The sequence below is a fragment of the Nocardia grenadensis genome (genome assembly GCF_050942415.1).
GTDB lineage: Bacteria > Actinomycetota > Actinomycetes > Mycobacteriales > Mycobacteriaceae > Nocardia > Nocardia grenadensis.
On record NZ_CP192054.1, the window covers coordinates 6,341,466 to 6,352,706 of the forward strand.

Consider the following 11,241-nt stretch of genomic DNA (forward strand, 5'->3'; position numbering starts at 1 on the left):
GGGCGACAACCAGGTTGTGGGCGCCGGACCGCCGAACCCGGACCGGCATCGCGCGGCCGACGGGCTGCCGGTGGCGATCTTCTGATCGGGCACCGCTCCCGTACCCGGAGCTCAGTGCCCGGCGAATGCCTCCGCCAGCCACCACGCGCCGCCATCGCTGGTGATCTTCGCGTCGATCACCAGCGGCCGGGCCCGGCCCGTGCGCCGGTACTGCTCGACCCACTCGCGTACCGGGGCGAGATCGGCGACCGAACCGACGGTGACACCGGTGGCGCCGAATCCGGTGGCGATGGCGGCGATATCGGTCTCCGGGAAGGTCACCGTGGCGTGGTCGGCGGCGCCGAAGTGGTGCACCTCGGCGCCGTAGGCGGAGTCGTTGTATACGATCACCACCAGCGGGAGTGCGCAGCGCACTGCGGTTTCCAGCTCGGATATCGCCATGAGGAAGCCGCCGTCCCCGGTGCCGAGCACCGGGAGCCGGTCCGGCCGGGCGAAGGCCGCGCCGATGGCGGTGCCCAGCCCCAGGCCGATCGACTGGAAGGCCTGGGTGAAACAGAATCCGTTCTCGTCGGGCACCGACAGATGGGTGGCGGGATAGCCCATGAAGTTCCCCGAGTCGATCGAGACGATCCGCTGGGCCGGCAGGATCTCGTCGAGCGCGATCGTGAGGGCGCGGGGATCGATCCGCTCACCGGTGGAGGTGTCGTCCACCGGGACGTCCTGCCAGCGGCCCGTGCGGGCGATACGGTCCGCCACCTCGGCGGTGCGGTAGCCGGTCACCGGCTCCGCGCCGGACCGCCCCAGCTCGGCCAGTACATCCCGGGCGGTCGGCGCGCAATCACCGAGCACGCCGAGATCGATCGGGCGGTGTGCGCCGATGGCGTCGATATCGTCGTCGACCTGCACCACCCGGGCGCCGGGGCCGATCAGGCGGCCGTGCCGCGTCGTCCACATGTTCAGCGCACAACCCCAGCCGACCACGAGGTCGGCGCCGGTGATGAGTTCAGCGGTGGCCGGCGAGGAGAAACCACCTGAAATACCCAGCGCGAACTCGTCTCCGGCGAAGAGTCCGTTCGCGACGGCCGAGGTGGCCACCAGCGCACCGCGGGCCTGCGCCAGGGCGGCGATCTCGGGTCCGGCGTGGCGGGCGCCGCGTCCCGCTACGAAAACCGGCCGCCGCGCGCCACGCAGCGCATCCACCAATTGCGTTACCGCTTCGGCGCCGGGCCGGACCCGCGGCAACGGCATCGGGGCCGCGACCGGCCCGGATGCGGTGGCCGAGGCGGCGGCGACGTCGATCGCCACATCGAGGACCACGGTGCGGCGCTGGGCCACCGCCGTCCGGAAGGCCCGTGTCACATCGGCAACCACGGTCCGCTCCGAGAACACCCGCTCGCTCACCGCTCCGACACTGCGGGCCAGAGCTTCCTGGTCCACCCGGAAATTGGACCGCAGTGCCGCCGCCGGACTGTCCGCGGCCAGCACGATCATCGGGGTGCGGCTCTTGGCTGCTTCGCCGATCCCGGTCATCGCGTTGGTCAGCCCGCAGCCCTGGTGCAGTGACAGCACCCCCACCCGGCCCGACATCCGCGTGTAGGCGTCGGCCATACTCGCCGCGCCGCCCTCGTGCCGTGCCGCCGTGAACGGCACGCCACCCCGGCGCAGCGCATTGGTCATTACGAAATTGCCGCTGCCCACAACCCCGAAACAGTGCCCGGCACCCAGGTCGGCCAGCACCCCGCCCACCACATCGGCGACGGTCGGACCGTAACCGGCGGAGCCGCCCGCGGTCATACCGCGCCGGCCCGATCGAGCACCGCGAGCACCCGCGACGGGCTCCCGGTACCGCCGACGATCGGCAGCGGACTCACCACCAGCATCGCGCCCACGGCGGGGAGCCGGCCGAGATTGCGCAGCGAGGTCAGGCCGTACTTGTCGTTGCCGAGGAAGTAGTGGTGCACCGGGAAGGCCGGGTCGAAACCGCCGGCCAGACCGGCGTCGACCCCGACCGTTTCCACCCCGAGCCCGGCCAGGCCCCGCTCGGTGGCCAGCCAGCGCGCACAGTCGACCGTCACCCCCGGTGTATGCGAACCCGTCTCGTCGGCATTGAGGAACTCGGCCTCGGAATTACCGCGCGCCTCCCAGCCGGTGCGCAGCAGCAGCCACGCTCCCTCGGCCAACCGGCCGTGCCGCTGCTCCCACGCCTGCACCTCGTCGATCGTGAGCAGATGGTCCGGATCGGCGGCCACCTCGGCGGTCAGGTCCAGCACGGCGGCCGGGCCGACGAGCCGGCCCACCGGGATCTGTGACACATCGTCACCGTCGCGGCCGGTGACCCAGTGCACCGGGGCGTCGAGATGGGTGCCGATATGTTCCCCGGTGTGGATGTTGTTGTGCCGCCAGAACGGGCCGGGCTCGTTGTAGGCGCTGACCTCCTCGAGACTGAAATCGATCAGATTGGCGAACGGTTCGGGCAGCCGCAGGGCCGGCGTGGAACTGCTCAACGGTGTGGTCAGATCGATCACTTCCAGCCGCCCGTCGGCGAGGGCGGCGAGGAAGGCGGGGAGTACCGAGGTCTCGGGGTTGCTCATGTCGGCACCTTATTCCGGTTTTCCGCGGCGCGTCGGCCCCACCACCAGGGCCGCACTGGGCCGGTGAGCCCTGATTGACACTCGGGACGGGCCGATGACAATGTGATGATCTCGAATACCCGATCCGGACCAAGGGGAGCGCGCGATGATCACACTCTCGTCCGGAGTGTTGATCAATTGGGAAGAACTCACCGGTCAGAGCAAGTTCGTCGTCGATCTGATCAGTTTCCCGATATTCAGCGCGGCCGCCGGTTGGCTCACCAACTGGACCGGTGTACTGATGCTGTTCTGGCCGCTGTTGTTCCGCGGTATCCGGGTTCCCGGGCTCGACGTGCTGTATCCCTATCTGCCGCGCCGGGTCCAGGTACTGCCGACTTTTTCCGAGGACGGGTCCCGGCTGGGTTTCCAGGGCTTCATTCCGGCACGTGCCGAGAAAATGGCCAGTATCTGTGTGGACAAAGCTCTGCTGCGAATCGGCAGTCCCCGGGATTTCATCCATGAACTGGATCTCGACGGTATCGCCGACTATGTCGCCGCCCTGGCCCGCAAACAGGTCAAGAGCATCGTCGACGAGGTGATGAACCGGGAGAACCCGGACCTGTGGAATGCCGTACCCCGGGCGATGCGGCAACTGATCTATCAGCGGGTGGAACGGGAGCTGCCCGAGCTCACCGGCAAGGCGTTCGATTCCCTCGGCGACAATGTCGATCAGCTCATCGACGTGAAAGGTTTCGTGATCCGGTATCTGCAGGAGAATCCGCAGATCCTCAAGGATCTCACCACCACCATCGCGGCGCCGGAGCTGAAGTTCATGGTCCGGATCGGCCTGCTCGGCGCCCCGTTCGGACTGCTGCTCGCGCTCTACCTGCACATCCACTCCGATATCCCGGTCTGGGGATGGGTGCCGTCGTGGGTGATCGTGCTGGCGGCCTCGGCGCTCATCGGTGTCGTGGTGAACATCATCGCCGTGCGGGTGGTGTTCACCCCCGGCGATCCGCAACCCCGCTACAAGTACATCTGGAAACAGGCCCTGCTGGCGAAACGGCAGCCGCAGGCGGCCACCGATCTGGCCCATATCCTCGCCTATCAGGTCCTCACCCTGCCCAACCTGTCCAACGAGTTGCTCAACGGCCCCAACGGCGACAAGACCCGACTGCTGCTCGAACAGCTCATCTCCGACGAGATCCACCGTCAGCTCGGCCGCACCACCTCGGTGGTCCGGGCCGCGTTCGGGCGACGGCAGTTCGACAATCTGAAGGTCGGTGCGGCGGGCGCGGCGGTCGGGCTGGCGCCCTCGCTGGTGGAGGACGCCGATTTCATCCGGGAACAGGCCGAGAACATCGACGAATTCGCGGCCCGCAAGCTCCAGCAGCTGACACCCGGTGAATTCATGGAAATGTTCTATGCCTCGGTCGAACAGGATGCCTGGCTGCTCTATCTGCACGGTGCCGCGCTCGGGTTGCTGGTCGGGGCCACCCATCTGCTGATCTTCGGCTGGTAATACGTATCGGCACGCGCGCCACCCGTTCGCCCCATCCCCCGAATACAAGCAGGCATGCTTGTATTTTTTCGGCCCCGCTGGAATGCTGATTTCCGCACCGATGTGCGGGACGGAGATGAGGGAACCGATGGCTGATCTGGACGCGTTACTCCGCGACCTCGCCGCGGAAGGCGCCGAGCTCGAGGCATTGGTCGCGGCTCTGCCACAGTCGGACTGGGCCCGGCCGACACCGGCGGCGGGCTGGACCGTCGCCCATCAGATCGGCCACCTCTCCTGGACCGACGAAGTCGCCACGTTGGCTGCCACCGATGCCCGGACCGGCGGCAGCGCCTTCACCGATCTGCTGACCGCGGCCGCCGCCCGGGTGGCGACCTTCGTCGACGATGCCGCCGCCGAAGCCGCCGAAACTTCACCGGCGGACCTTCTCGAACGCTGGCGGCGCGGCCGCAGCGAGCTCGCCGCGGCATTGCGGGCGGTCCCCGCGGACGCGAAGGTGCCGTGGTTCGGCCCGCCCATGCGCCCGGGGTCGATGGTCACCGCCCGGCTCATGGAGACCTGGGCACACGGCCAGGACGTCGCCGACGCACTCGGGGTGGAACGGGAACCGACCGACCGCCTCCGCTCGGTGGCCCATATCGGTGTCCGTACGAGGGATTTCGCCTACACCGTCCGGGAACTGCCGGTGCCCGCCACGGAATTCCGGGTGGACCTGCAGGCGCCCTCGGGTGAGCTGTGGTCATGGGGGCCGGCGGAGGCTCCCGAACGGGTCACCGGCCCGGCGCTCGACTTCTGCCTCCTGGTGACCCAGCGCCGGCATCCGGACGATCTGGCGCTGCGCACAACGGGCACCGAAGCGGCGCGGTGGCTCACCATCGCCCAGGCCTTCGCGGGCCCGCCGGGCAGCGGGCGGCCACCGACCGGTAAGAGCTGACAGCGCCGGCGAGCGTCACACCGTCCCCGGGACAGCCGGACATCATTGGCCGGATAGCTCATCGCGGCAGTCGGGTACAGCGCTCGCCGGCGGGTGAAAAGTACCCCCGGAGAGGGTTCCCGAAACCCCGCGGCGGTCACGGGTCGGCACCTCCACGTGGGCATGGCCGACGCGGCTGTGACGCTCGTCTCGAGTGTTCAGGCCACTTGTTCTCCGTCCGGCCGGTCCTCACCTGCTCTGATACGCTCGGCGAACCGTTCGGCGCTGCGTCACAGCCGGTGTCAAGAGGCTATCGACTCCTAATCGGCCTTAAATAAACCGGAAAGCTATAGTACTTTTAGCGGGCAGCCGTGGAGGGAGGGCCCGTGGGCTTCATCAAATACGCCAGCGACGTAACGGCGCCGATCACCGTTGCCTTCGCCTATGCCGACAATCCCCGGTCCATCCCGAATTGGATGGTGGGAGCCGCCGAGATCACCCTGTGTGGCGATCCGGAACGCGGTATCGGAGCGAAGTACGAGATCGGCTACCGGCTCGGCCCCTGGCGCCCCGTCCTCCACTGCGCGGTCGCCGAACATCGTCCGGACGCGGTGCTGGGCTACACCTTCACCGGCCCGTTCACCGCCCGGCTGACACTGCGATTCGACCCGCTCGGCCGCGGCCGCTCGGTGCTGACCTCCGAACTCGACTTCCCCGGTTCCAAGGGTTTCGCCGCGACCCTGCGCGAACGACCACGTGCCGCGCTGCTGCGCCGCGCCCTGCGGCGCAGCGAATCACGATTGCGCAGAGCGATAGAGGAATTCCACGGCACAGACCTTGTCGGGCGACTTGCGTAAGGTACTGCCATGATCATCGTGAGTACCGACGGATCGTGTCTGCGCAACCCCGGCGGAGCGATCGGCTGGGCGTGGGTGGACCACGCGGGTGGCGCGGAAAGCGGCGGCGAGGCAACGGGTACCAATCAGATCGCCGAGTTACGTGCGGTCCTGGAGGCGATCCGGGCCCACCCCGGAGTGGATCCGTTACTCATCGAGAGCGATTCGCTGTACGCGATCAAATGCGCCTCCGAATGGCTGCCGAACTGGCGCAACAACGGCTGGCGCACCTCGAGCGGGTCCGCGGTCAAGAACGTCGAACTCATCCGGGAAATCGACCATGCCATCGCGGGCCGCCCCGGCCCGGTGCGATTCCGCTGGGTGCGCGGACATGTCGGTAACTATTTCAACGAACAGGCCGATGCACTGGCCGGGGCCGCCGCGCGTAAGGCCGCGGCCACGTCCACCGTGGCCACCCGGACCGTCACCCGCGTCGCCCCCGAAACTTCCGCGGCAGCAGGGAAGGCTGCGGAACCGGCGGTTGTAACGACCGCCGACTACGCGACAACAGCGCAGGCGCTCCACCTGTTCTGATCCCTGTCCGGGATCGGAGCGCCCGCGCTGTTGTCGCCGTGGTACTGCTGGATCCGGATACCAACCGAATAGCCTCCGGCGGTGGTGGCTCGACCCACCGCCGGGGGCGCCCGGATTCTTTTTCCTCTGCTCCACTATGTTTCGGTACCCGCGATTCTTCGGAAAGCACTCGATTCTCGGCTTCCCTCTCGTCTGCGTGCCCGGCATGCGCCCACGAACATGCGCGTTTCGCAGCGGCTCGCGCCCGGAACAGCGCGATCGTCGGCCAGGTGCGGAAGCGGGCAGGACCAACGCGATGTCGTGGCCCGTCACACGGCCGGCAGCGCCCACGATTCCCGCGGCGGGCTCACCGCGAGTATGTGCCCACGCAGCGTTATTCGAGAATGAGGACGGCCGAGGCATGGGCGGGGAGCGCGAGTCGGCCATCCCGGACAGTCCGGGCTGTCGGGCCACCCGTGGGCGTCGAGGCGTCGACCGAGTACAGGGTCGACTGTTGGCCGCAGTCAACGACTTCCACATTCACGGGCACACTGCGTTTGTTCACCAGAACGATGCGGCGGCGTCCGTCGGAGCCAACGGTGGATTGGGCGTGGATGCGGGCATCGGGGTACCCGGGCGCGCCTGTCGTGGTGGGTACGAGCCGGTCGCCGAGGCGGACGTGGTCGACCATGAGTTTGGTGGCATGGTATCGCGCGTTCGGTTCTCCGGTATCCCAATCGACCAGCGATACTCCTGGGATCATGCCCGGATAGCCGGTGAACTCGGCGACTCCGAAGAGGTCGATGTCGAGCGTGAGGCACCGCGCCCACAGATAGGTGTGGAAACTCGCGCTGAGCGCCCAGTACTCGTGGGGCAGGTCCGGCGCCGGGTTCATGATGTCGGAGGGATAGGTCCCGATCTCGTTGAGGAGCATCTTGGTGCCGGGCGATAGGCGCCGGGCGATCGATGAGATGAGGCGCACCTGTTCGAGAAACCCTTCGGCCTGGGCGAAGAACGTCGACTCCCATGTCGAGGTCGGCGGATTGCCGTCCGGGCCGAACGGGTTGACGATGTCGGGGGAGGCGTAGAAGTGGATCGAGAAGGCGTCGAGCGGGATACCGGGTGCGTGGTTCGCAGGGTCGAGGAAATGCCAGAAGTACTCTGGATTGTGGTGTACATGGCTCAGCGAGAGTCCGATGAACCGCATTTCCGGGTCGAGTGGACGTAGTCGTTCGACGACCGCATCGTAGAGCCGCGTATAGACTTCGGGGCTCAACTGCCGGTTGACGTCTGGTTCGCACAGGACTTCCCAGTAGGCGAATCGGTAGTGGTGGCCGGATTCGTGCCACACCCCGTGTTCGTCGTGGAATCCGCCGGCGATGTACCAGCTGGCGAGGCGATAGAAGTAGTCGGCGACCTCGGCCAGGGACTCGTCGCGAAATACCGTGCCGGATTCGTAGTCCCAGTGGATCGCGTCGGGGTCGTCTCCGAGATCGACGTTCTCGCCACCGACGAACATCCAGTGCGGGATGGTCGCGAAGTTCGCTGTGACGGGACGCCCTTCGGCAGCCTCGATGAAGTCCTCTACATATGGGTCCAGACGTTTGAAATCCCATGAGGTCGTCGTCGCCGTGGGCGCCCTCAGCGCCGGCACGGAGACCAGCGGGTTCGAGAACCAGGGCAGGAAACGCGCGTAGTCGACGCCCAGCTCGCGCAGTGCGGCGAAGGCGCGGTCATGGGCGGGAGCGCCGCGCTCGATGGGCGGCGCTGCCCACAGGTGCGTCGTCAGAACGGTCCGTATCAGGCGGCCGGCGGACGACCAGTCGGCGAGGACAGGTGTTGCCGGCAAATGCGCGGGCGGGCTGAGCAGGGAGATGTCGGTCATGGTTCCTTCTCGGGATCGGCCGTGATTTGTACATATGTACGGTACGTTTGTGAAAAACATTTGTACAGTACGTTTGTGCAATCGGCTGATAGGGTGTGCGCATGGGGCAGAAGGAGCAACTGCTGGCGGGCGCGCGCGCCTGCATAGTGGAACGCGGTTACGCGAACACCACCGCACGCGATATCGCGAACGCGTCCGGAGCGCATCTCGCCTCGATCGGATACCACTTCGGATCAAAGGATGCGCTGCTCAACGCCGCAGTCCTCGAAATCATCGAAGAGTGGGGCGACCGGCTGACATACGCGGGCACCCTCGGCGCGGGATCGCCCGCGGACCGCCTCGAACGGTTCCTCGAAGGCATCCTCGCCGCCGGCACCGATGAGCGGCGCGTGCTCGTCGCGAGCGTGCAATCCTATGCCCAAGCAGAGTTCGTCCCGGAGCTGCGCGAACAGCTCCGCCAGGTATACAACACCGCTCGCCGGGATATCGCTGCGCTCGTACTCGGCATCGAACGCGACACCGTAACCGCCGAGCAGGCGGAGACCATCGGCTCCATCGCTCTCTCCCTGATCAACGGCGCGGTTCTGCAATGGCTGGTCGATCCCGCCGACTCTCGCGGAGCGACCCGAATCGCCGCGGCCGTCTCCGCATTGGCGCCCGAACAAGTCCCGTGAAGCCGCGCGGACATCGCCCCCCCCCCCGCGGAGACACAGAGTGCTGGTAGGGATCGTCTCACCAGGTACATGAGCTGGCGGCGGGCGCGGATCATCGTCGGCCAGGGCAGCGGATCCGGCGGTTGTCCGGTCGAGTTGATCAGATTGTCGGGCTGTGTCGTCGGTCCCGGCGGCTCGGGTCGCCGTGCTATCGGCCGAATCCGAGCGGATATGGCGTAGCTGCGGGTCGGTGGTGCGGGAAGCGCCCGGGACGATAACGAGCCGGCTGCGTCGATGTACTGGTGGAGTCCGGGTTCGGAGCCGGGCCCCGCGGCAGCGTGCTGTCGATGCCGGGATATGCGGCGGCGGTCGCCGAGGCGTCACGAGAAGTGGCCGCAGTACCGGCCGAGCATCGCGCGACCGAATAACCGGCGTCGGCGCTGCGTCGTGTCGACCCGGAAATGGCAGGGTGACGCCCCGGAGCGCGCCACCCTGTCGCTGTTCGGCTCAGTTACCCGGCTGCGGGGCCGGTTGTCCGCCCTCGGGGGCGGCCGGCGCCGGACCGGCGGGCGCGGGTTGCCCGCCCTGACCACCCACACCCGCGAGCATTGCCAGCTCCCACTGGTTCACGATCCAACGGTCGCCGTCCTTTTCCAGGGTCGCGGTCACCGCGATGTCCTGGCGCTTCGGCTCGGGCGTCACCGAATTCGTCTTCATCAGGCCGATATTGACGAGTACCTTCGCGGATTTCTCGTCCCCGGACTGGAAACCGCAGGTCGCCTCGTCGACCCAGGATTTCACCTTGGATTCGGTGAGCAGCTGGCGCAGTACATCCCAGTTCTGCTCGAGCGAGGACACCACATTGTCGGTGGCGCCGTCCTTCATGGCCTGCATGAAGCCGTCCAGGTCGCCCTGATAGTCGTAGGTGTTGGTGGCGCGGGCGAAATCGCATGCGGCGCGGGTGGACTGGTCCTGGGCGGCAAGCTCTCCACGGTTCTCCTGGAACGCACGGAAGTACACGACGCCGGCGGCGACCAGCGCCACCAGCACCACACCCGCCACGAAGGCAGCCACCACCGGCAGCAGTCCGGACTTGTCGCCGCTGTCCGGTGCCGCGGTCTCGTTCTTGACCATAGCTTCGAGTCCTAACGTCTGGTCGTCTCGCGGCTGCAGCTACTGCTGCATCATCGGCGTATCGAAGTCGGCGACCAGCCAGGTGCCGTCGATCTTCTGCATGGAGACATTCGCGGCTACCTTGACCTGCCCCGGCCCCTGCTCCTGCGGAACGTTCGCGGTGGTGAACTGCTGGTCGATGACCAGCACCACGCGCGCCTCGTCACCGGACCCGGATTCGTAACCGCACTGCACCCCGGTCGCGGTGGAGCTGACCTCGGACTCGGCGAACCGGGTCTTCAGATCCGGTCCGATCTGCGAGACCAGTTTCTTCCACTCACCGGTGGCGGACCGGTCCAGGCGCTGTATGTAGTCGTCGGCCCCGTCGCCGGTGTAGGTCGCGAAATTGTTCCCGAAATCGCAGGCGGCCTTGGTGGCCGAGGCCCGCCGGTCCAGTTCGTCCTGCTTGTTCCCGGCGAGGAAGAAGAAGACCCCGACCGCGACGAGGGCGGCCACCAGCAGCGCCGCGGCACCGATCAACGCGGGCAGCGGGAACGGCGAGCGGCGGCCGGTGGGTGTCGCGCCTTCGCCGGACTTCGCCTCCTCCTCGGCGGCGGACTTCTTCCCGATATCGACCTTCTCGGTAGCGGCCTCCGATTCGCTCGCCGCCACCGTGGCGCCGGATTCCGCCGCGCCGGCTTTGTCCACCACTACTGCGTCGTCGGCGGCTGCTCCGGCCTTGCCGATCACCGCCGTCTTCTCGTCGCCCGCGGTCCCGGCGCGGGCCGCATCGGGCTCGGCGGCGGACGCCGACTTCGTGGTTTCCGAGGCCGAATCCGAAGCATCCGCCTTTCCCGACCGCGCGGTGGTGTCCGCGGCTCCGGTTTCCGACGCGGGCTCATCGGCTCTGTTCTCGGCCGCGCCGCTACTCGGCGCGGCGTCGGTTTCGTCTTTACCGGAAGGGGAGTGCTCAGCCGCGGCGTCCGCTGGCACACCGGTGCCTTCCGGCTCCAAGGGATCGGAGACGGGTTTTTCTGAGGACATCTGTACTGTTCACACCTTCCCGGCGCGGCTCTGCGAAACGCGCCGTAATCTACCGGTCGAAAACGACCGCCGGGTGTGGCGGGCATCTCTGCGAGAGTATGCACCGTCGCACCCGGCGCGCGGCGACCGGTCCTC

At 67.5% G+C, this 11,241-nt stretch carries 10 protein-coding genes; 5 read left to right on the forward strand and 5 right to left on the reverse strand.

The window, feature by feature from the left end:
• Nucleotides 1-111: 111 nt before the first annotated feature.
• Together ACQPYS_RS28975 and ACQPYS_RS28980 are read right to left on the reverse strand one after the other, a co-directional pair.
• Nucleotides 112-1,794: a thiamine pyrophosphate-binding protein gene (locus ACQPYS_RS28975; RefSeq protein WP_433491354.1), complete on the reverse strand. Its 1,683-nt coding sequence runs from the start codon at nt 1,792-1,794 to the stop codon at nt 112-114.
• Nucleotides 1,791-2,591, reverse strand: coding sequence for a cyclase family protein (locus ACQPYS_RS28980; RefSeq protein WP_433491355.1), 801 nt, complete (start codon nt 2,589-2,591; stop codon nt 1,791-1,793). Before ACQPYS_RS28980 ends, ACQPYS_RS28975 begins: the two co-directional genes overlap by 4 nt.
• A 145-nt stretch (nt 2,592-2,736) precedes the next feature.
• Between ACQPYS_RS28980 and ACQPYS_RS28985 the strand changes: the two genes are divergently transcribed.
• The 4 genes from ACQPYS_RS28985 to ACQPYS_RS29000 all read left to right on the forward strand — a co-directional run bounded on the left by ACQPYS_RS28985 (nt 2,737) and on the right by ACQPYS_RS29000 (nt 6,432).
• Nucleotides 2,737-4,092 (forward strand): hypothetical protein, encoded by a 1,356-nt coding sequence (locus ACQPYS_RS28985; protein ID WP_431941581.1) that lies wholly within the window; start codon nt 2,737-2,739, stop codon nt 4,090-4,092.
• Between the two features lie 127 nt (nt 4,093-4,219).
• Entirely contained in the window at nt 4,220-5,023 is an 804-nt protein-coding gene (locus ACQPYS_RS28990) for a TIGR03084 family metal-binding protein (protein WP_433491356.1), read from the forward strand.
• Between the two features lie 365 nt (nt 5,024-5,388).
• Nucleotides 5,389-5,859 (forward strand): SRPBCC family protein, encoded by a 471-nt coding sequence (locus ACQPYS_RS28995; RefSeq protein ID WP_063042070.1) that lies wholly within the window; start codon nt 5,389-5,391, stop codon nt 5,857-5,859.
• Between the two features lie 9 nt (nt 5,860-5,868).
• Nucleotides 5,869-6,432 (forward strand): ribonuclease H family protein, encoded by a 564-nt coding sequence (locus ACQPYS_RS29000; RefSeq protein WP_063042013.1) that lies wholly within the window; start codon nt 5,869-5,871, stop codon nt 6,430-6,432.
• 373 nt (nt 6,433-6,805) lie between these two features.
• Here the strand turns inward: ACQPYS_RS29000 and ACQPYS_RS29005 are convergent, their stop codons facing one another.
• Nucleotides 6,806-8,356: a hypothetical protein gene (locus tag ACQPYS_RS29005; RefSeq protein ID WP_433491357.1), complete on the reverse strand. Its 1,551-nt coding sequence runs from the start codon at nt 8,354-8,356 to the stop codon at nt 6,806-6,808.
• A 41-nt stretch (nt 8,357-8,397) separates the two neighbouring features.
• On the opposite strand from ACQPYS_RS29005, the gene ACQPYS_RS29010 reads away from it, so the two are divergent.
• Nucleotides 8,398-8,970: a TetR/AcrR family transcriptional regulator gene (locus tag ACQPYS_RS29010; RefSeq protein ID WP_431941578.1), complete on the forward strand. Its 573-nt coding sequence runs from the start codon at nt 8,398-8,400 to the stop codon at nt 8,968-8,970.
• A gap of 486 nt (nt 8,971-9,456) precedes the next feature.
• On the opposite strand, the gene ACQPYS_RS29015 is transcribed toward ACQPYS_RS29010, so the two are convergent.
• Nucleotides 9,457-10,083: a hypothetical protein gene (locus tag ACQPYS_RS29015; protein WP_063042017.1), complete on the reverse strand. Its 627-nt coding sequence runs from the start codon at nt 10,081-10,083 to the stop codon at nt 9,457-9,459.
• 39 nt (nt 10,084-10,122) lie between these two features.
• Nucleotides 10,123-11,055, reverse strand: a complete 933-nt coding sequence (locus tag ACQPYS_RS29020; RefSeq protein WP_433491358.1) for a hypothetical protein — start codon at nt 11,053-11,055, stop codon at nt 10,123-10,125.
• Nucleotides 11,056-11,241: the final 186 nt, after the last annotated feature.

Coding starts and splice junctions, on each gene's coding strand:
- ACQPYS_RS28975 (WP_433491354.1), bottom strand. CDS start 1,794: ATGACCGCGGGCGGCTCCGCCGGTTACGGTCCGACCGTCGCCGATGTG.
- ACQPYS_RS28980 (WP_433491355.1), bottom strand. CDS start 2,591: ATGAGCAACCCCGAGACCTCGGTACTCCCCGCCTTCCTCGCCGCCCTC.
- ACQPYS_RS28985 (WP_431941581.1), top strand. CDS start 2,737: ATGATCACACTCTCGTCCGGAGTGTTGATCAATTGGGAAGAACTCACC.
- ACQPYS_RS28990 (WP_433491356.1), top strand. CDS start 4,220: ATGGCTGATCTGGACGCGTTACTCCGCGACCTCGCCGCGGAAGGCGCC.
- ACQPYS_RS29000 (WP_063042013.1), top strand. CDS start 5,869: ATGATCATCGTGAGTACCGACGGATCGTGTCTGCGCAACCCCGGCGGA.
- ACQPYS_RS29005 (WP_433491357.1), bottom strand. CDS start 8,356: ATGTTTTTCACAAACGTACCGTACATATGTACAAATCACGGCCGATCC.
- ACQPYS_RS29010 (WP_431941578.1), top strand. CDS start 8,398: ATGGGGCAGAAGGAGCAACTGCTGGCGGGCGCGCGCGCCTGCATAGTG.
- ACQPYS_RS29015 (WP_063042017.1), bottom strand. CDS start 10,083: ATGGTCAAGAACGAGACCGCGGCACCGGACAGCGGCGACAAGTCCGGA.